This window comes from Cellulosimicrobium cellulans, assembly GCF_007679345.1.
In the GTDB taxonomy this organism is placed as follows: domain Bacteria; phylum Actinomycetota; class Actinomycetes; order Actinomycetales; family Cellulomonadaceae; genus Cellulomonas; species Cellulomonas cellulans_A.
Map to the genome: position 1 here is coordinate 19,931 of NZ_VEGH01000020.1, position 19,946 is coordinate 39,876.

At 73.8% G+C, this 19,946-nt stretch carries 19 protein-coding genes; all 19 read left to right on the top strand.

The features are described from left to right. Position 1 precedes the first annotated feature (1 nt). Positions 2-1,558, top strand: a complete 1,557-nt coding sequence (locus tag FS882_RS19405; RefSeq protein ID WP_158375665.1) for an RICIN domain-containing protein — start codon at positions 2-4, stop codon at positions 1,556-1,558. A 13-nt stretch (positions 1,559-1,571) separates the two neighbouring features. Further along, on the top strand, positions 1,572-2,357 hold the full coding sequence (locus tag FS882_RS19410; protein WP_158375667.1) for a prepilin peptidase: 786 nt from the start codon (positions 1,572-1,574) through the stop codon (positions 2,355-2,357). A 48-nt stretch (positions 2,358-2,405) separates the two neighbouring features. Continuing rightward, positions 2,406-3,512 carry a type IV pilus assembly protein PilM gene (pilM, locus tag FS882_RS19415; RefSeq protein WP_262348422.1) on the top strand — a complete coding sequence of 369 codons (1,107 nt, stop codon included), beginning with the start codon at positions 2,406-2,408 and terminating at the stop codon, positions 3,510-3,512. Next, complete coding sequence (locus tag FS882_RS19420; RefSeq protein ID WP_158375670.1) at positions 3,509-4,219, top strand: fimbrial assembly protein; 711 nt, start codon at positions 3,509-3,511, stop codon at positions 4,217-4,219. The genes pilM and FS882_RS19420 overlap by 4 nt, the downstream gene beginning before the upstream one ends. 2 nt (positions 4,220-4,221) lie before the next feature. Beyond that, positions 4,222-5,079, top strand: a complete 858-nt coding sequence (gene pilO / locus FS882_RS19425) for a type 4a pilus biogenesis protein PilO (protein ID WP_158375672.1) — start codon at positions 4,222-4,224, stop codon at positions 5,077-5,079. A 90-nt stretch (positions 5,080-5,169) separates the two neighbouring features. After that, positions 5,170-6,360 carry a chorismate synthase gene (gene aroC, locus FS882_RS19430; RefSeq protein ID WP_158375674.1) on the top strand — a complete coding sequence of 397 codons (1,191 nt, stop codon included), beginning with the start codon at positions 5,170-5,172 and terminating at the stop codon, positions 6,358-6,360. Further along, entirely contained in the window at positions 6,357-6,911 is a 555-nt protein-coding gene (locus tag FS882_RS19435) for a shikimate kinase (RefSeq protein WP_158375676.1), read from the top strand. The genes aroC and FS882_RS19435 overlap by 4 nt, the downstream gene beginning before the upstream one ends. Further along, positions 6,908-8,029: a 3-dehydroquinate synthase gene (gene aroB, locus FS882_RS19440; RefSeq protein ID WP_158375678.1), complete on the top strand. Its 1,122-nt coding sequence runs from the start codon at positions 6,908-6,910 to the stop codon at positions 8,027-8,029. The genes FS882_RS19435 and aroB overlap by 4 nt, the downstream gene beginning before the upstream one ends. An 82-nt stretch (positions 8,030-8,111) precedes the next feature. After that, the gene (locus FS882_RS19445; RefSeq protein WP_158375680.1) at positions 8,112-8,783 is read left to right on the top strand and encodes a hypothetical protein; all 672 of its coding nucleotides are present in this window, start codon (positions 8,112-8,114) and stop codon (positions 8,781-8,783) included. Next, complete coding sequence (locus FS882_RS19450; RefSeq protein WP_262348423.1) at positions 8,780-9,301, top strand: hypothetical protein; 522 nt, start codon at positions 8,780-8,782, stop codon at positions 9,299-9,301. Before FS882_RS19445 ends, FS882_RS19450 begins: the two co-directional genes overlap by 4 nt. Before the next feature lie 111 nt (positions 9,302-9,412). Further along, positions 9,413-10,372 carry a GGDEF domain-containing protein gene (locus tag FS882_RS19455; protein WP_158375682.1) on the top strand — a complete coding sequence of 320 codons (960 nt, stop codon included), beginning with the start codon at positions 9,413-9,415 and terminating at the stop codon, positions 10,370-10,372. 135 nt (positions 10,373-10,507) lie between these two features. Further along, positions 10,508-11,071, top strand: a complete 564-nt coding sequence (efp, locus tag FS882_RS19460; RefSeq protein WP_158375684.1) for an elongation factor P — start codon at positions 10,508-10,510, stop codon at positions 11,069-11,071. A gap of 1 nt (position 11,072) precedes the next feature. After that, on the top strand, positions 11,073-11,489 hold the full coding sequence (gene nusB, locus FS882_RS19465) for a transcription antitermination factor NusB (RefSeq protein ID WP_147793616.1): 417 nt from the start codon (positions 11,073-11,075) through the stop codon (positions 11,487-11,489). Positions 11,490-11,810: 321 nt separating this feature from the next. Then, positions 11,811-12,398: a bifunctional pyr operon transcriptional regulator/uracil phosphoribosyltransferase PyrR gene (gene pyrR, locus FS882_RS19470; protein ID WP_158375686.1), complete on the top strand. Its 588-nt coding sequence runs from the start codon at positions 11,811-11,813 to the stop codon at positions 12,396-12,398. Continuing rightward, complete coding sequence (locus tag FS882_RS19475) at positions 12,395-13,456, top strand: aspartate carbamoyltransferase catalytic subunit (RefSeq protein ID WP_158375688.1); 1,062 nt, start codon at positions 12,395-12,397, stop codon at positions 13,454-13,456. The genes pyrR and FS882_RS19475 overlap by 4 nt, the downstream gene beginning before the upstream one ends. Beyond that, positions 13,453-14,805 carry a dihydroorotase gene (locus FS882_RS19480; protein ID WP_158375690.1) on the top strand — a complete coding sequence of 451 codons (1,353 nt, stop codon included), beginning with the start codon at positions 13,453-13,455 and terminating at the stop codon, positions 14,803-14,805. Before FS882_RS19475 ends, FS882_RS19480 begins: the two co-directional genes overlap by 4 nt. Continuing rightward, positions 14,805-15,347 carry a hypothetical protein gene (locus FS882_RS19485; RefSeq protein ID WP_158375692.1) on the top strand — a complete coding sequence of 181 codons (543 nt, stop codon included), beginning with the start codon at positions 14,805-14,807 and terminating at the stop codon, positions 15,345-15,347. The genes FS882_RS19480 and FS882_RS19485 overlap by 1 nt, the downstream gene beginning before the upstream one ends. Then, a complete protein-coding gene (gene carA / locus FS882_RS19490; protein WP_158375694.1) occupies positions 15,344-16,570 on the top strand; it encodes a glutamine-hydrolyzing carbamoyl-phosphate synthase small subunit in 1,227 nt (408 codons plus the stop codon). Before FS882_RS19485 ends, carA begins: the two co-directional genes overlap by 4 nt. Beyond that, positions 16,570-19,926: a carbamoyl-phosphate synthase large subunit gene (gene carB, locus FS882_RS19495; RefSeq protein WP_158375696.1), complete on the top strand. Its 3,357-nt coding sequence runs from the start codon at positions 16,570-16,572 to the stop codon at positions 19,924-19,926. Before carA ends, carB begins: the two co-directional genes overlap by 1 nt. The last annotated feature ends 20 nt before the right edge of the window (positions 19,927-19,946 follow it).

Here is a 19,946-nt window from a genome sequence, read left to right on the forward strand (position 1 = left end):
GGTGCGAACGGGACGACGGGACGCGGCACGCGCCATGCGCGGCGGGGTGCTGCGCGGCCTGCGGGCGGACGACGGGATCGCCATGCTCAGCGCGATCATCATGGTCCTGATCCTGGCGTCGCTGAGCCTCGTCGTGCTCGCGCTGGTCGCCGCGCAGGTGAAGCCCACGGAGTTCGCCCGGAAGAACACCCGGACCATCTTCGCCGCGGAGGCGGGCGTCGAGGCGGCGCTCGGCCAGATCCGCTCGGTCGCCTCGGCGCCGGACTTCACCGGGGCGGTGTACGGCGACCTGACCAAGCTCCCGTGCACGCTCACGGGGACCGTGAGCGACGCGGCCGGGGCTCTCACGTACTCCGTGACGGTCCGGTACTACAAGGACAACCCCGCCGGGAAGACCGAGACCTGGCTCGAGGCGAACAAGATGGCGTGCCGGCCGGCGACCCAGCCGGCGTACGCCTACCTGAAGTCGCAGGGCTTCTCGGAGACGACGCCGCGGCTGTCCGTGAACGAGGCCGACCGCACGCTCTCGAGCGTCTACCAGTTCAACACCACGAACACCAACGTCGCCGGTGGCCGCATCTACACGTTCTACAGCGGCTTCTGCCTGCGCGCGGACACCGTCTCCGCCGGCTCCAAGATCACCTACGTCGCCAAGGCGTCGTGCGGCACGGACGACGACCGCGAGCTGTGGCTGTACGACTCGGACTACAAGATCAAGCTCGCGGTGACGACGCTGCCGGGTGCGACGCAGCTGTGCATCACGGGCGCGCCCTCCGCCGGGGCGTCGTCAGTCGAGGCCACCCTCCAGAACTGCAAGACGGACTCCTCGCGGTGGAACCAGCTGTGGAGCTGGGAGGGCGGCTCGCGGTGGCGCGGCGAGAACTCCGCGATCTCCGACTACTCGAGCTACTGCCTGTACTCGGGCGCCACGGGTGGGACGGCGCTGAGCGGCAACAAGCTCAGCGTGGCCAACCAGTGCGCCGGCGACAGCGAGTGGGGATCCTTCAACCCCGACCCGGCCGTGGGCCCCGGCGCCGCGAGCATCGACACGAAGCAGATCGTGAACTACCTGGAGTTCGGGCGCTGCTTCGACGTCACCGACGTGGACGTGAACAAGGAGTTCATGATCGCGTACCCGTGCAAGCAGGACCCCAGCGGCGGCTCGCTGCTCGACTGGAACCACAAGTGGTACTACACGGAGCCCACGACGGGCAGCGTCGCGGCTCCCCAGCAGATCTACGTTCTGAGGAACAACTCGACGTCGAACAAGTACTGCCTGCAGTCCCCGGGCGCGGGCGGCCAGTACGTCACTCTCACGTCGGCGTGCAGCACGGCGCAGAACCAGAAGTGGACCCGTTACCAGGACACCGGCAACTCGACCAGCTACACGTTCGTCGACTACCTGGGTCGGTGCATCGGCATCGGCGACAAGTACAACTCGGCGTGGTCGAAGCTCGTCGTGACCTCGTGCTCGGGCGAGGCCGACCAGAAGTGGAACGCGCCGCCGGAGAAGGTCGAGGCGTCGATCGGCAACTACCTGGAGGGGGCGCGCTCGTGACCCTGCGCGACCGGTGACCGGGTTCCTCGTCGCCGCGGCGGCCGTCCTGGGCCTCCTGATCGGCTCCTTCCTCAACGTCGTCGTCTGGCGGGTCCCGCGGGCCGAGTCGGTCGTGTCGCCCCCGTCGGCCTGTCCGCGCTGCGGCCACCGGATCGCCGCACGCGACAACGTGCCGGTGCTCTCCTGGCTCCTGCTGCGGGGCCGCTGCCGGGAGTGCGGCGAGCCGATCTCCGTCCGGTACCCGCTGGTCGAGGGCATGACTGCCGTGCTGTTCGCCGGCGCGGCCGCCGTGGTCGGGCCGTCGTGGGTCCTGCCCGCGGTTCTCTACCTCGTGGCGGTCGGGATGGCGCTGGCGCTCATCGACCTCGACGTCCACCGGCTCCCCGACGCGATCGTGCTGCCCTCCTACCCGGTCGCGGTCCTGCTGCTCCTGCTCGCGGACCTCGCGCCTGGTGACGGGTTTGACGGCGGCGCGTGGTTGCGCGCGCTGGTCGGTGCGGTCGCCCTGTTCGCCTTCTACTTCCTCCTGCTCGTGGTCTGGCCCGGCGGGATGGGCCTCGGCGACGTGAAGCTCGCCGGCTTGCTCGGCCTGTACCTCGGCTGGTTCGGGTGGGGTGCCGTGCTGGTCGGCGCCTTCGGCGCGTTCGTCCTCGGCGGGGTGTTCGCGGTCGCCCTGCTGGCGACCGGCCGGGCGACGCGCGGCTCGGGCGTCCCGTTCGGCCCGTGGATGATCGCCGGGGCATTTCTCGGCATCGCCGCCGGTGAGCCGCTCTGGCACGCCTATTTGTCCGTTTTCTGAACGATCAGGCTCGGTGCACCCGCTCATTTCCTCAAGGTGATCCGAGCGGTGCCCGATAAGCATCTCGACAACGACGAGGCGAAGGGACGTGCGGTGGCCTCAACACGTGTGGTCGGACTGGACATCGGGACGAGCGCGGTGCGCGCGACCGAGGTCGCGTTCGGTGGCGGCGGTCCGGCCGCGGGCGGGGGGACGCTCCTCCGGTTCGGTCAGGTCGACCTGCCCCCCGGCGCGGTTCGCGACGGTGAGGTGGTCGAGCAGGCCGTCGTCTCGCACGCGATCAAGCAGCTGTGGCAGCAGGCCGGGTTCACCACCAAGGACGTGGTGGTGGGCGTCGGCAACCAGCGGGTGATCGTGCGCGAGCTCGAGCTGCCGTGGATGCCCCTCGCGCAGCTCAAGGCGTCGTTGCCGTACCAGGTGGCCGAGCTGCTCCCGGTCGCCGCGGGCGACGCCCTGCTCGACTTCGTGCCGACCGGCGAGTCGAACGGCCAGCGCGGGCGCATGGTGCACGGCATGCTCGTCGCCGCTCAGCGCGACACGGTGGTCGCCAACGTCCTGGCGGTGGAGGGCGCCGGTCTGCGGCCGTCCATGGTCGACCTCAACGCGTTCGCCCTGGTGCGCGCTCTCGCCCGAGGGCCGCACGGTGCGGGCGTCGTCGCGTTCGTCGACATCGGGGCGCGGGTGACGAACGTCGTCGTCGCCGTCGACGGCGTGCCGGCCCTGGTCCGGATGATCCCGACCGGCGGCCAGCACATCACCGACGCGGTCGCGACCGCTCTGGGATCCACCGCCCCCGAGGCCGAAGGCGTGAAGCGCGAGATCGGGCTCGGTTTCGGCGCCCCGGCGGGCCTCGAGCCCGCGGCCGAGGCCATCAGCGGTGTCGCCCGGCAGCTCGTCGAGGCGGTCCGCAACACGTTCGTCTACTACGCGAGCAACCATCCGGGCGCGGGCATCGACGGCGTCGTGCTGTCGGGCGGCGGCGCGCACCTGCCCGGGCTCGGGCAGTACCTGTCCAGCTCGACCCGCGCGGCCGTCGCTCTCGGGGACGCGCTGCACGGGCTCAAGCTCGGCAAGACCCTCGACCGTTCCCGGCTGGCCGGCGCCGAGTCCCTCGTCGCGCTGCCCGTCGGTCTCGCCCACGGAGTCGCCGCATGACCGCCACCGCTGAGCGCCCGGTCGCCAAGAAGGGTCGGAAGGAGGCGCCTGCGGGCGTGCTCGCGCCCATCGGTCTGCCGCAGGTCAACCTGCTCCCGCCCGAGGTCCGCGCCGCGCGGTCGCTCTCGGTCGTCAAGCGCTGGCTCGCGATCTCGCTGCTGATGCTGCTGGTGGTCATCGGGCTGGGCTACGCGGCGTCCCTAATGGCCCGCAGCTCGGCGGACGCCGAGCTGGCGGACGCCGATGCCGCCACGCTGACCCTCCGGGCAGAGGAGCGCGAGTACGCGGAGGTGCCGCGGGTCCTCGGCGCGCTGGCCACCACGGAGCAGGCCGTGCAGTCCGGCATGGCGCTCGAGGTCACGTGGAAGCCGTTCGTCGACGCGGTCGCCGCGGTGCTGCCGGACGGCGTCAGCATCGACCAGTTCACGCTCACCGGGCCCTCCCCGTTCGTCGACTCCGTCGCTCCGACGGACCCCCTGCAGTCGGCGGGCATCGGGTCCCTGTCCTTCGAGCTGCGCTCGGCCACCCCGGTCAGCACCGCCGACGTCCTGGAGGCGATCGGCTCGGTCCCCGGGCTCGACTCGCCGTGGGCCTCGTCCGTCGCGGTGACCGAGGAGGAGGGGACCGTCTTCTACAAGGTCTCCGCGTCGGCCCAGCTGACCGACGTCGCGCTCGCGCAGCGGTTCGTCGAGACTGAGGGGGAGTGACCATGTCCGGATCCAAGTCCACCACCTGGGTCGTGGGCACGGTGGTGCTCGCGCTCGTCCTGCTCGCGGCCGGGTGGTTCCTGCTCGTCGGGCCCGTCCTGACGACGGCGGGCGAGACCCGTGCGCAGGCCGAGGAGGTGCGCGCCTCCAACGACCAGCTGCAGAGCAAGATCGTGACGCTGAAGAAGCAGTTCGAGCAGCTGCCGGAGTTCCAGCAGCAGCTCGCCCAGCTGCAGCAGAAGGTCCCCACGACGGGTGACATCGCCGGCTACCTGCGCCAGATCGACGCGGAGGCCGGCGCGCGCGGCGTCACGCTGACCACGATCACGCCGTCGTCCGGTGAGCTGTTCTCGCCCCAGGCTCCCGCGGCGGAGCCGGCGGCCGACAGCGGGGCCGCCCCGGAGGACGGTGCGACCACCGACGCCACGGCGACGGACGAGGGGACCGACGGCGCCGCGGAGGGCGCGGTCGCGGCGGAGGCGGCGACCACGGACACGGCCCCTGCTGCCGCCGGTCCGGTGCTCCCGGTGGTGGCGGCACCCGCAGGCATGATCGACGTGCCGATCACGATCACGGCGCTCGGGTCGTACGACAACGTGATGGGGTGGCTGGAGGCCGTGCAGCAGACGGTCCCGCGTCTCCAGCTGGTCACGTCGCTGAACGGGGTCAGCCAGAAGGACGCCGAGGCGTCGGGCGGTCGCCCGGCCACCACTGTCGGTGATCTCGAGCTGACCGTCACGGGCTACCTGTACGTGCTGCCGGGCACGCCGGCCGTCGTCCCCGCGGACACGCCGGAAGAGTCGCTGGCGGACCTGCCGCCGGCGATCCCGGGCAAGAACCCGCTCGTGCCCGTCGGCTGATCCCGCGCCTCGGCGAGCACGAACCGCGCCCCGGCCCACGACGTGGACCGGGGCGCGGTTGTGTCCCCGCGACGTGGGAAGATCCCGTCCATGCTCCGTTGGTTGACGTCCGGTGAGTCGCACGGCCCCGCCCTGGTGGGCGTCCTCGAGGGCCTGCCCGCGGGTGTGCAGGTCGAGTCGGCCCACATCCGCGACGCCCTGGCGCGGCGCCGGCTCGGCTACGGCCGCGGCGCGCGCATGAAGTTCGAGCAGGACGAGGTCCGCATCCTCGGCGGCGTGCGCCTGGGCGAGTCGCAGGGCGGCCCGGTCGCGATCGAGATCGGCAACACCGAGTGGCCCAAGTGGGTCGACGTGATGTCGTCCGACCCGGTGGACGACCCGGAGAAGCTGAACCGCGCGCGCAACGCCCCGCTGACCCGGCCGCGCCCGGGCCACGCGGACCTGGTCGGCATGCGCAAGTACGCGTTCGACGACGCCCGCCCGGTGCTCGAGCGCGCGTCGGCGCGCGAGACCGCGGCCCGCGTCGCGCTCGGCACGGTCGCGGCGCGGTTCCTCGAGCAGGCCGCGGGCATCCGCCTGGTGTCGCACGTGGTCGGCATCGGCCCGGTCGCGGCGCCCGACGGCGCGGCGCTGCCGACCCCGGACGACGTCGCGGCGCTGGACGCCGACCCGGTGCGCTGCTTCGACGCGCCCACCTCGGCGGCGATGGTGGCGGAGATCGACGAGTGCCACAAGGACGGCGACACGCTCGGCGGGGTCGTCGAGGTGCTGGTCTACGGCCTCCCGTCCGGCCTCGGGTCGTACGTGCACGCGGACCGGCGGCTGGACGCGCGGCTCGCCGGCGCGCTCATGGGCATCCAGGCGATCAAGGGCGTCGAGGTCGGCGACGGCTTCCGCACCGCGACCCGCCGCGGCTCGCAGGCGCACGACGAGATGGAGCGGGACGCCGACGGCGTGATCCGCCGGCGCAGCAACCGCGCGGGCGGCCTCGAGGGCGGCATGACGAACGGCGAGATCCTGCGCGTGCGCGCGGCGATGAAGCCGATCTCGACGGTGCCGCGCGCGCTCGACACGGTGGACACCTCCAGCAACGAGCCCGCGAAGGCGCAGCACCAGCGCTCGGACGTGTGCGCAGTGCCGCCGGCGGCCGTCGTGGCCGAGGCGATGGTCGCGCTCGTGGTGGCCGACGCGCTGCTGGAGAAGACCGGCGGCGACTCGGTGGGCGAGGTGCGCCGGAACCTCGACGCGTACGTCGCGTCCGTCCCCGACCTGCTGCGATGAGCGCCCGCCCGCGGGTCGTCCTGATCGGTCCGCCCGGGTCGGGCAAGTCGACGGTGGCGCTGGCGCTGGCGGGGCGCTGGCAGCTCGCCGCCCGGGACACCGACGCGGACGTGGAGCGCGTCGCCGGCAAGTCGGTCGCGGACGTGTTCGTGGAGGACGGCGAGCCGCGGTTCCGCGAGCTGGAGCACGAGGCGGTGCGCCGGGCGCTCGTCGAGCACGACGGTGTCCTGGCGCTCGGCGGCGGCGCGGTGCTGCACCCGCTGACGCAGGAGGAGCTCGCCGCGTACCGGACGGCCGGCGGCGCGGTGGTCTTCCTCGACGTCAGCCTGCGGCACGCCGCGCCCCGCGTCGGGTTCAACCAGGCGCGGCCGCTGCTGCTGGGCAACCCGCGGGCGCGCTGGCAGCAGCTGATGGACGAGCGCCGGCCGGTGTACGAGCGGGTCGCCTCGCTCGTCGTGTCGACCGACGGGATCACGCCCGCCCAGGTGGCGGAGCGCATCGAGGAGGCGTTGGCGGACCAGCGCACGGACGACCACGGGGCGGGGCGATGAGCGTGCGCACGGTGCAGGTGTCGGGCGACCAGCCGTACGAGGTGGTGATCGGGCGCAACCTGCTCGGTGAGCTGCCGCGGCTGCTCGGCGACGGCGTCCGCAAGGTGCTGGTGATCCACCCGACGGCGCTGGCGGCGACCGCCGAGGCGGTCCGCGAGGACCTGACGGCGCAGGGGTACGAGGCGCTGCTCGCCGAGGTGCCGGACGCGGAGCCGGCCAAGTCGGCGCAGGTCGCGTCGTTCTGCTGGCAGGTGCTCGGCCAGGCGGACTTCACGCGCAGCGACGCGGTGATCGGCCTCGGCGGCGGGGCGACCACCGACCTCGCGGGCTTCGTCGCGTCGACGTGGCTGCGCGGCGTGAAGGTCGTGCACGTCCCGACGACGCTGCTCGCCATGGTCGACGCGGCGGTCGGGGGCAAGACCGGGATCAACACCGTCGAGGGCAAGAACCTGGTCGGCACCTTCTACCCGCCGGCCGGCGTGCTGTGCGACCTCGCCGCGCTGGAGAGCATGCCGACGCACGACTACGTCGCCGGGCTGGGCGAGGTCGTGAAGTGCGGGTTCATCGCCGACCCGCGCATCCTCGAGCTGGTCGAGGCGAACGGCCCGGAGATCACCGACCCCGCGCGGGCCGCCTCGTCGGAGGTCCTGGCGGAGCTGGTCGAGCGGTCGGTCGCCGTGAAGGCGCGGGTCGTGGGGGAGGACCTCAAGGAGGCCGGCCTGCGCGAGATCCTTAACTACGGCCACACCCTGGGCCACGCGATCGAGCACGTCGAGCGGTACTCCTGGCGGCACGGCGCGGCCGTGTCGGTCGGCATGGTGTACGCCGCCGAGCTGGCGCGGCTCGCGGGCCGGCTGGACGAGGCCGTCGTCGCCCGGCACCGGTCGATCCTCACGGGGCTCGGCCTGCCGACGTCGTACCGGGGCGACCGGTGGGACCAGCTGCACGCCGCCATGCGCCGGGACAAGAAGACCCGGGGCGACCTGCTGCGGTTCGTGGTGCTGGACGACGTGGCGCGGCCGGCCCGGCTCGAGGGGCCGGATCCGTCGCTGCTCGTGGCCGCGTACGCGGAGATCTCGGAGGGGGCGGCGACCCCGAGGGGTCTGTCGCTGGGCTGAGCCCACAACCCTCCTGGGTTGTTAGGACAGATACAAACCGCAGAGGTTGTAAGAGCGTCTACCACCTCCTACGCTGGGCGACATGTGGACGCTCACGGTGGACCAGGAGGGGAGCCGACGCGTCGGTGACCGGGTCGACGCGCTGCTCGCCGGGCTCGCGGCCGCGTCGCCGCTCGTCGGTGCCGCGCCGGGCGCGGTCGTGCTGCCGTTCGAGCGCACGGTGGGTGACGAGGTCCAGGGGGTCATCGCCGACGCGGACCTGGTCGTCGCGCTGACCCTGCACCTCGTCCGTACCGGCGGGTGGAGCATCGGGATCGGCGCCGGCGTGGTGGACACGCCGCTGCCCGCGTCCTCCCGGGCCGGGTCCGGCAGCGCGTTCATCCACGCGCGCGAGGCCGTCGAGGCGGCGAAGTCCCGGCTGCGCAGCGTGCCGCTCGCCGTGCGCGGGCCGGACGCGGACCTGGCGTCCGAGGCCGAGGGCGTGCTGACGCTGCTGGGCTCCGTGGTCGCGCGCCGGACCGAGGCGGGCTGGTCCGTCGTCGACCGCCTGGCCGGGGGCGGGGGCGGACCCGCGGCGCGGCAGGAGGACGTCGCGGCCGCGCTCGGCATCAGCCAGCAGGCGGTCAGCGCCCGGCTGCGGGCGGCGCTGTGGGCCGAGGAGGTCGCGGCCCGGCCCGCCGCGGCGCGCCTGCTCCGGCTGGCGGGCGGGTCCGGCCACGATGGATCCGCCGACGACCGGGAGGGGCGCGCGTGACGACGCTGTGGGGGACCGTGCTGGTCGTGGGCGCCCTGGCGGTCAGCGTCGGCCTCGGCTGGGTCGCCGCGGCGGGCGTCCTGCGGCTCGCCGACCGCGGCGGCCGGCGGTCGGGCGCGGACGGTGCCCGGGCCGCGCGCGCCGGTGCCGAGCACCCTGTCGGTCCCGCCAACGACCGCCCGCGCGAGTACCGCAAGGGCCGGGTGAACCCCGGCGCGGACGGTGACGCGGACACCCGCGCCCTCGGCGACGGCCCCGACAGCGACCGCGCCCGGGCCAAGCTGCGCGGCGGCACCTGGATCGGCGTCCTCGAGCGGTTGGCGATCACCGGCACCCTGCTGGCCGGCGAGCCTGGCGGCGTCGCCGTCGTCGTCGCGGTCAAGGGCCTCGGCCGGTACCCCGAGCTGCGGGCGGGCGACGACCCGGCGGTGTCCGAGCGGTTCGTGATCGGCACGCTGGCGTCGCTCGTGTGGGCGGCGGGCGTCGGGGTGCTCGGGCGCTGGCTGCTGACGCGGTGACGCACGACGCCGGGTGACGCGGCCGGTCACGCGCGGAGTCAGCGTCCCCGAGCGTCCGGGTTCACCCGATCCAGCGGTCCAGTCACGGGCAGCGCTTCCCGATGGGGACGCATGCGCGGTGACCAGGAGCGGCCGGGGGAGGACCGTGACGTCGCCGCGCGCGACCACCTCGCGATCGGCCTGTTCGTCATGGCGGTGGTCACGGCGCTGGGCGGGATCTGGCCCGCCGACCCGTTCTCGCCGGCGCAGTGGTGGCTGGTGGTCTCGGCGGTCGACGTGGTCCTCTGCGGGCTGCTCCTCGCCCTGCCGGTGCACCAGCGGAGCACGCAGGCGGTCGTGATCGCCGGCGTGGTCGTGTCCGCGGTGCTCGTCACCACCTGCCACACCGCGCAGGGCGTCGTGGTGTTCGCGCTCGGGTTCGTCGTCGCGGGGCAGTTCGCGGCGTACGCGCTGGAGCGGAGGCGCGCGGCGGTGGTCGCCGGGGTCGTGGTGGCCGCGATCGCGCTGTCCGCGACGTTCGCGCCGGCGTCGGTGCACCCGGTCATCGTGGTCGCGGCGAGCACGATGGCGCTGCTGTCGTGCTGGCTCATGGCCGAGCAGTCCGAGCGGCTGCGCCGGCTGGCGCGCACGGACCACCTCACGGGGGCGCTGACCCGCGGGGCGTTCCACGAGCGCGTGGCCGACGTGGTCCCGCGCGCCCTGCGCAGCGGGGCGGTGCTGAGCGTCGTGGCGTTCGACGTCGACGACTTCAAGGTCGTGAACGCCCGGCACGGCCACCTCGGCGCCGACGACCTCATGGCGGCGCTCACGGCGGCGTGGCGCGCGGCGCTCCCCGGCCGGGCGTTCCTCGGGCGGGTCGGCGGCGACGAGTTCCTGGCGGTGCTGCCGGGCGCGGACGAGGCGCAAGCCCGCCGGTGGGCCGCGACCGCGACGCACGGGAGCGCGCTGTCGTCCAGCGCGGGGGTCGCGACGCTGCGCCCCGAGGACACGGTGCGCAGCCTGCTCGACCGGGCCGACGCCGACCTGTTCGTCGCGAAGGACGCGCGTCGGACGCTCGCCGGCAACGTCTGACCCGCCGCGCGCGGGACCCCGGCGGTCGACGGGCGGTCCCGCGCGCTAAGATGGTCGGCGGCCCAGCCCCGCCCGCGACCCGCGGGCGCGCGTGGCGGCCCCGGCAGACGCACCCAGGACAGGAAGCAGCGACACGTGGCGACGACGAACGACCTGAAGAACGGCACCGTGCTGAAGATCGACGGCCAGCTCTGGACGGTCATCGAGTTCCAGCACGTGAAGCCCGGCAAGGGCGGCGCGTTCGTCCGGACCAAGCTCAAGAACGTCCTCTCGGGCAAGGTGGTCGACCGCACGTTCAACGCCGGCCTGAAGGTCGAGACGGCGAACGTCGACAAGCGCGACATGCAGTACCTGTACAAGGACGGCGAGGACTTCGTGTTCATGGACACGGACACCTACGACCAGATCACCGTCCCGGCCGCCACCGTGGGCGACGCCGCCAACTTCATGCTCGAGAGCACCAGCGCGATGGTCGCCACCAACGAGGGCGTGCCGCTGTACGTCGAGCTGCCGCCGTCGGTGACCCTCATGGTCACCTACACGGAGCCGGGCCTGCAGGGCGACCGCTCGTCGGCCGGCACCAAGCCCGCGACGCTCGAGACCGGCTACCAGATCCAGGTCCCGCTGTTCCTGGAGTCGGACACCAAGGTCAAGGTCGACACCCGCGACGGCAGCTACCTGGGTCGCGTGAACGACTGAGGTGGGAGCTCGTACCAAGGCCCGCAAGCGGGCCCTCGACGTCCTCTTCGAGGCCGAGCAGCGCCGGCTCGACCCGCTGACCGTCCTGGCGGACCGCATCGCCCAGCCCGGCACCGAGGCGGCCCTGCCGCAGTACTCGGTCGAGCTGGTCGAGGGCGTACAGGCGCAGCGGGCGCGGATCGACGAGGTCATCGCGACGCACTCGCACGGCTGGACGATCGAGCGGATGCCCGCGGTCGACCGCGAGCTGCTGCGGATCGGCACGTGGGAGATCCTGTTCAACGACGACGTGCCCGACGCCGTCGCCGTGGACGAGGCCGTCGAGCTGGCCCGCAGCCTGTCGACGGACGAGTCCCCGGGCTTCGTCAACGGCCTCCTGGGCCGCCTGGTCGACCTGAAGCCGACCCTCCTGGCCTGACCCGCGCACGCACGGCCCCCGCCGCCCTCCCGGGCGGACGGGGGCCGTCCTGCGTCCGGGGCGACGCCGAGTCTCCATCGCGTGCCTGTGCGGGGCGCTGGTCGCAGAGGCGCGAAGTGGAGACTCGGCGACAGCGCGGGCGCGGCAGCGCGGGCGCGGCAGCGCGGGCGCGGCAGCGCGGGCGTGGCAGCGCGGGCGTGGCGCGGGTCACGGCGCCCGCGGGGTGGACGCGGCGGGCCGCGGCCGCGGCCGCTGTGTAAGGTGCCGGGGAACGAGCATTCCTTTAACACCGTCCCGTGAGGCGGGGAAGGAGCGGCCCGGATGACCTCCGGTACCCCCGTGCCCGACGACGCAGCAGCCACCGGCAGCACCGTCGTCCTGGGCGAGCAGGACGTGGCCCGCGCGCTGACGCGCATCGCCCACGAGATCCTCGAGCGCAACAAGGGCGGCGACGACCTCGTCGTCCTCGGCATCCCGACCCGCGGTGTCCCGCTGGCCCACCGCCTCGCGGCGCGGCTCGCGGCCGTGGAGCCCGGCCTGGTGGCCGAGGACCTGGTCGGCAGCCTGGACGTCACGATGTACCGCGACGACCTGGCGCAGCACCCCACCCGCAGCATCGGCGCGACCAGCGTCCCGGCGCGCGGCATCGACGGCAAGGTCGTCGTGCTGGTGGACGACGTGCTGTACTCCGGCCGCACGATCCGCGCGGCGCTGGACGCCCTGAACGACCTGGGCCGCCCGCGGGCGGTGCAGCTGGCCGCCCTGGTGGACCGCGGGCACCGCGAGCTGCCGATCCGGGCGGACTTCGTCGGCAAGAACCTCCCGACGTCGACGGCGGAGCGCGTGCGCGTGCTGCTCGCCGAGACCGACGGCCGCACCGAGGTCGTCATCGAGGGGGGACCGCGATGAGGCACCTCCTGTCCACGGCCGACCTCGACCGCGCCGCCGCGATCCGCGTCCTCGACACGGCCGCCCAGATGGCGGCGACCCAGGGCCGGCAGATCAAGAAGCTGCCGACGCTGCGCGGCCGCACGGTGGTCAACCTGTTCTTCGAGGACTCGACCCGCACGCGCATCTCGTTCGAGACGGCCGCCAAGCGGCTGAGCGCGGACGTCATCAACTTCTCGGCCAAGGGGTCGAGCGTGTCCAAGGGCGAGTCCCTCAAGGACACCGCGCTGACCCTGCAGGCGATGGGCGCGGACGCGATCGTCATCCGGCACCAGGCCAGCGGCGCGCCGCACACGCTCGCGCACGCCGGCTGGACCGAGGCCGCGGTGGTCAACGCCGGCGACGGGATGCACCAGCACCCGACGCAGGCGCTGCTCGACGCGTTCACCATCCGCCGGCACCTGACGGGCAGCGCCACCAACCCCGACGGCGTCGGCAACGACCTCGCCGGGCTGCACGTGGCGGTCGTCGGCGACGTCCTGCACAGCCGGGTCGCCCGGTCGAACGTCGACCTGCTGCACACCCTCGGCGCCCGGGTGACCCTCGTCGCCCCGCCGACGCTGCTCCCCGTCGGCGTCGGCCCCTGGCCCGCCGAGGTGTCCTACCGGCTGGACGACGTCCTCGCCCAGGGCCCCGACGCGGTGATGATGCTGCGCGTGCAGCGCGAGCGGATGTCGACGGCGGGCGGCGGGTTCTTCCCGAGCCCGCTGGAGTACACCCGGCTGTACGGCCTGGACGCGCGCCGCCTGGCGACGCTGCCGGACCACAGCATCGTGCTGCACCCCGGGCCGATGAACCGCGGGCTGGAGATCTCCGCGGACGCGGCGGACTCGCCGCGGGCCGTGATCGTCGAGCAGGTCGCGAACGGCGTGGCCGTGCGCATGGCGGTGCTCTACCTGCTGCTCGCGGGCGACGGCGACACCGCGGGCGCGGCTCCCGCGACCGGCGCCGTCCCCGCCCTGACCAGCACCCCCGCCACCACCACCGCGCCCACCACCACCGCCGGAGCCACCGCATGACCGCGCAGTACCTGCTCAAGGACGTCCGCATCCTCGGCGGCGACCCCACCGACGTCCTGGTCGCCGGCGGCCTGGTCGCGGCGATCGGCCCGGAGGCCGGCGACGCGGCCGAGAACGCGCCCGACGACCTGGACGTCATCGACGCGACCGGCATGGTGCTGCTGCCCGGCCTGGTCGACCTGCACACCCACCTGCGCGAGCCCGGCCGGGAGGACGCCGAGACGATCGCGTCCGGCACCCGTGCGGCGGCGGTCGGCGGGTTCACCGCGGTGCACGCCATGGCGAACACGACGCCGACGCAGGACACGGCCGGCGTCGTCGAGCAGGTGTGGCGCCTCGGCGCGCAGGCCGGCTGGACCGACGTGCACCCGGTGGGCGCGGTCAGCGTGGGCCTGGCGGGGGAGCACCTCGCCGAGCTCGGCGCGATGGCCGACTCCGCCGCCCGGGTGCGGGTGTTCAGCGACGACGGCAAGTGCGTGCACGACCCGGTGCTGATGCGCCGCGCGCTCGAGTACGTGAAGGCGTTCGACGGCGTGATCGCCCAGCACGCGCAGGAGCCGCGGCTGACCGAGGGCGCCCAGATGCACGAGGGCGTCGTCTCCGCCGAGATCGGCCTGGCCGGCTGGCCCGCCGTCGCGGAGGAGGCGATCATCGCCCGCGACGTGCTGCTCGCCGAGCACGTCGGCTCGCGGCTGCACGTGTGCCACCTGTCGACGGCCGGTTCGGTGGAGATCGTCCGCTGGGCGAAGTCGCGCGGCATCGACGTCACCGCCGAGGTCACCCCGCACCACCTGGTCCTGACGGACGAGGAGGCCCGCGGCTACGACCCGGTGTTCAAGGTGAACCCGCCGCTGCGCACGCAGGCCGACGTCGACGCGGTCCGCGAGGGCCTGGCCGACGGGACGATCGACATCGTCGCGACCGACCACGCCCCGCACACCCGCGAGGACAAGGACTGCGAGTGGGCGGCGGCCGCGTTCGGCATGACCGGCCTGGAGACCGCGCTGTCGGTCGTGCAGCAGACGATGGTCGACACCGGCCGGATGACCTGGGCCGACGTCGCCCGGGTCCTGTCCACGAACCCGGCGCGGATCGGCCGGGTCGAGGGCCACGGCCGCCCGATCGCGGTGGGGGAGCCGGCCAACCTCGTGCTGGTCGACCCGGAGCAGCGCCGGGTGGTCGAGCCCGAGAGGCAGGCCACCGCGTCGGCGAACTCGCCGCTGCGCGGCCGGGAGCTGCCGGGCCGGGTCGTCGCGACGTTCCTGCGCGGGCGCGCCACGGTGCTCGACGGCGTGCCGCAGGACGACCCGGCCGACCCGCGGTTCGCGGCGGGGCGGGTGACGCCCTGATGCCGCCCTGGCTGTCCGTGACGATCCTCGTCGTGCTGGGCGCCGCGCTGCTGCTCGGCATGGTCAAGGGCTGGCGCCGCCTCGTCCGGGGCCCGGGCGAGGTGCCCGCGCCCCCGGCCGTCCCCGCCGACGACGCCCTGGGCGACGCCCGCACCGAGCCGCTCGACGCCACCTACGTGTCGACGACCCGGGCCGGCGACTGGCTCGACCGCGTCGGGTCGCACGGCCTCGGCGTGCGCTCCGCCGCCACGGTCGCCGTGCACGACGCCGGCGTGGTGGTGCGACGACGAGGCGCGCCGGACGTGTTCGTCCCGCGCGCGGCGCTGCGCGCGGTGGGCACCTCCGGCGGCATGGCCGGCAAGGTCGTCGGCGGCGAGGGGCTGGTCGTGCTGACCTGGGTCCCCAGCCCGGACGACGACCCCTGCGGCCTCGACACCGGCCTGCGCCTGCGGCACCGCCAGGAGGCGGACGCGCTGCTCGCGGCCACCCAGACCCTCATCGGAACGACACCCGCCGCGGGCGGGTCCAAGGAGAGCTCATGACGGACGCACTGCTGGTCCTCGAGGACGGGCGGACGTTCGCCGGCGAGGCCTACGGGGCCACCGGCACCACCTGGGGCGAGATCGTCTTCAACACCGGCATGACCGGGTACCAGGAGACGCTGACCGACCCCAGCTACCACCGCCAGATCGTCGTGATGACTGCGCCGCACATCGGCAACACCGGCGTCAATGACGAGGACCCCGAGTCGGGCCGGATCTGGGTCTCGGGCTACGTCGTGCGGGACCCCGCGCGCCGCGCGTCGAACTGGCGCAGCGACCGCAGCCTGGACGAGGAGCTCGCGGCGCAGGGCGTCGTCGGGATCTCCGGCATCGACACCCGCGCCCTGACCCGGCACCTGCGCGAGCGCGGCGTGATGCGCGCGGCGATCGTGTCGGGCGACGCGCTGCTCGACGCCGCCGGTCGCCGGCGCGCGGCCGAGGACCTGGTCGCCGAGGTGCAGGACCGCCCGCAGATGGCCGGCGCCGACCTGGCCGGCGAGGTGTCCACCGACGCCGCGTACGTCGTGAAGGCCCTGGGCCCCGACGGCGCCGAGCTCGCGGAGCCCGTCGCCCGCGTCGCCGCCGTCGACCTCGGCATCAAGTCGATGACCCCGAACCGGATGGCCGAGCGCGGCATCGAGGTGCACGTGCTGCCCGCGCAGTCGTCCATCGACGACGTGCTCGCCACCGCCCCCGACGGCGTGTTCTTCTCCAACGGCCCCGGCGACCCGTCCGCGGCGACCCACGAGGTCGAGCTGCTCCGCGAGGTGCTGGACCGGAAGATCCCGTTCTTCGGCATCTGCTACGGCAACCAGCTGCTCGGGCGGGCGCTCGGCTACGGCACCTACAAGCTCGGCTACGGGCACCGCGGCGTGAACCAGCCGGTGCTCGACCGCGCCACCGGCCGCGTCGAGATCACCGCGCACAACCACGGCTTCGCGGTCGACGCGCCGCTCGACGAGGTGTCGGTCGCCCCGCACGACGGCGGGCGGTACGGCCGCGTGACCGTGTCGCACGTCGACCTCAACGACGACGTCGTCGAGGGCCTGGCCGCCCTCGACCTGCCGGCCTTCTCGGTGCAGTACCACCCCGAGGCCGCCGCCGGCCCGCACGACGCCGCCTACCTGTTCGACCGGTTCCTGGACCTCATGCGCGACCCGTCCGCGGGCGCCGCTGCAGCCGGCCAGGCGACCGACGTCACCACGACCCCGAAGGGCGCCTGATGCCTCGCCGCACCGACATCCACTCCGTCCTCGTCATCGGCTCCGGCCCGATCGTCATCGGGCAGGCCGCGGAGTTCGACTACTCCGGCACCCAGGCGTGCCGCGTGCTGAAGGAGGAGGGCCTGCGGGTCGTCCTCGTGAACTCGAACCCCGCGACGATCATGACCGACCCGGAGTTCGCCGACGCGACCTACGTCGAGCCGATCACCACCGAGGTGCTCACCTCGATCATCGCCAAGGAGCGCCCCGACGCGATCCTGCCGACGCTGGGCGGCCAGACCGCGCTCAACGCGGCGATCGCGCTGGACGAGGCCGGCGTGCTCGAGCAGTACGGTGTCGAGCTGATCGGCGCCAACATCCCCGCCATCCAGAAGGGCGAGGACCGCGAGCAGTTCAAGCAGGTCGTCGAGGTCTGCGGTGGCGAGTCCGCGCGGTCGGCGATCGTGCACACCATCGACGACGCGCTGGGCGCCGTCGAGGACCTGGGCTACCCGGTCGTCGTCCGCCCGTCGTTCACGATGGGTGGCCTGGGCTCCGGCATCGCGTACGACGAGGCCGACCTGCGCCGCATCGTGGGCCAGGGCCTGCACTACTCGCCGACCACCGAGGTGCTCCTGGAGGAGTCGATCCTCGGCTGGAAGGAGTACGAGCTCGAGCTGATGCGCGACAAGGCGGACAACGTCGTGGTCGTGTGCTCGATCGAGAACGTCGACCCGGTCGGCGTGCACACCGGCGACTCGGTCACCGTCGCCCCGGCGCTCACGCTCACCGACCGCGAGTACCAGCGGCTGCGCGACATCGGCATCGCCGTGATCCGCGAGGTCGGCGTGGACACCGGTGGCTGCAACATCCAGTTCGCGGTGAACCCGGACACGGGCCGGATCATCGTCATCGAGATGAACCCGCGCGTGTCGCGGTCGTCGGCGCTGGCGTCGAAGGCCACCGGCTTCCCGATCGCGAAGATCGCGGCCCGTCTGGCGGTCGGCTACACGCTGGACGAGATCCCCAACGACATCACCGGTTCCACCCCGGCGTCGTTCGAGCCCACGCTCGACTACGTCGTGGTCAAGGTGCCGCGGTTCGCGTTCGAGAAGTTCCCGGCCGCCGACCCGACGCTGACCACCACCATGAAGTCCGTCGGCGAGGCGATGGCCCTGGGCCGCAACTTCACCGAGGCGCTGGGCAAGGCCATGCGCTCCATCGACCGGAAGGGCACGACGTTCCACTGGGACGGCGAGGCCCTGACCGGTGAGGCGCTGGACGCGCTCGTCGCGACCATCTCCCGCCCGACCGAGCACCGCCTGGTCGACGTGCAGCAGGTGCTCCGCGCCGGGGTGTCCGTCGACGAGGTGTACGCCCGCACCGGCATCGACCCGTGGTTCCTCGACCAGCTGCAGCTGATCAACGAGGTCGCCGCGGAGACCGCCGCCGCGCCGGAGCTGACCGCCGCGGTGCTGCGCCGCGCCAAGCGGCACGGCCTGTCCGACGTCCAGGTCGCGCAGCTGCGCGGCGTGAGCGAGGACGTGGCGCGCGAGGTGCGGCAGGCGCTCGGCGTCCGCCCGGTCTACAAGACGGTCGACACCTGTGCCGCCGAGTTCGCGGCCCGGACGCCGTACCACTACTCGTCCTACGACGAGGAGACCGAGGTCGCCCCGCGCGAGCGCCCGGCGGTGCTCATCCTGGGCTCGGGCCCGAACCGCATCGGCCAGGGCATCGAGTTCGACTACTCCTGCGTGCACGCGACGCTGGCGCTCAAGGGCGAGTACGAGACCGTCATGGTCAACTGCAACCCCGAGACCGTGTCGACGGACTACGACACCGCGGACCGGCTGTACTTCGAGCCGCTGACCTTCGAGGACGTCCTCGAGGTCTACGAGGCCGAGAAGGCCGCCGGCCCGGTCGCCGGCCTCATCGTGCAGCTCGGCGGGCAGACCCCGCTGTCGCTCGCGCAGCGCCTGGAGGACGCGGGCCTGCCGATCCTCGGCACCCCGCCGGCCGCGATCGACGCCGCGGAGGACCGCGGCGCGTTCGGCGCCGTGCTCGCCGCGGCGGGCCTGCCCGCGCCGGCGTTCGGCACCGCCACCACGCTGCCGGTCGCGCGGGAGACCGCCGCCCGGATCGGCTACCCCGTGCTCGTGCGCCCGTCGTACGTGCTCGGCGGCCGCGGCATGGAGATCGTCTACTCCGACGAGCAGCTGACCGAGTACGTCGAGCGCGCGCTGGCCGAGGCCACCGCCCGCGGCGGCGCGCTGCCCCCGCTGCTGATCGACCGGTTCCTGGACGACGCGATCGAGATCGACGTCGACGCGCTGTACGACGGCACCGAGCTGTTCCTCGGCGGCGTCATGGAGCACATCGAGGAGGCCGGCATCCACTCCGGCGACTCGGCCTGCGTGCTGCCGCCGGTGTCGCTGTCCGAGTCGGAGCTGCAGCGGATCCGCGTGTCGACCGAGGCCATCGCGCAGGGCGTCGGGGTCCGCGGCCTGCTCAACATCCAGTTCGCGCTGGTGTCCGACGTGCTCTACGTCCTCGAGGCGAACCCGCGCGCGTCCCGCACCGTGCCGTTCGTGTCCAAGGCGACGGGCGTCCCGCTGGCCAAAGCGGCGGCGCTGGTGATGACCGGCCGGTCGATCGCCGACCTGCGCGCCTCGGGCGTGCTGCCGGTCGACGACGCGAGCGTCATCGACCTGGACGCGCCGATCGCCGTCAAGGAGGCCGTGCTGCCGTTCAAGCGGTTCCGCACCGCCGACGGCACCGTGGTCGACACCGTGCTCGGCCCGGAGATGCGGTCCACCGGCGAGGTCATGGGCTTCGACACCGACTTCCCGACGGCGTTCGCGAAGTCGCAGTCGGCGGCGTTCGGCGGCCTGCCGACCTCCGGCCGGGCGTTCATCTCGGTCGCCGACCGGGACAAGCGGTCGATCGTGTTCCCGGTGAAGCGGCTGCAGGAGCTGGGCTTCGAGATCCTGGCGACCGACGGCACCGCCGCCGTGCTCAAGCGCAACGGCATCGCGTCGAACGTCGTGCGGAAGTTCTCGTCCGGCCGCGGGCCGGCGGGGGAGCCGACGATCGTCGACCTCATCTCGGCCGGCGAGGTCGACATGGTCGTGAACACGCCGTCGGGCCAGGGCGCGCGCGCCGACGGCTACGAGATCCGCGCGGCCACCACCGCAGCGGACAAGGCGATCGTCACGACCGTGCAGCAGCTCGGCGCTGCGGTGCAGGGCATCGAGGCCGCGCTGGCCGGGCCGTTCGGCGTCGCGAGCCTGCAGGAGCACGACGCGGCGACCGCCGCCCGGCGCGCCGCGGTGGCCGCGGGGGCGTCCGTCGCCGGCGGCGGCGGGGTCGTCGCGTGAGGCCGTTCGGCGCCCGCCTC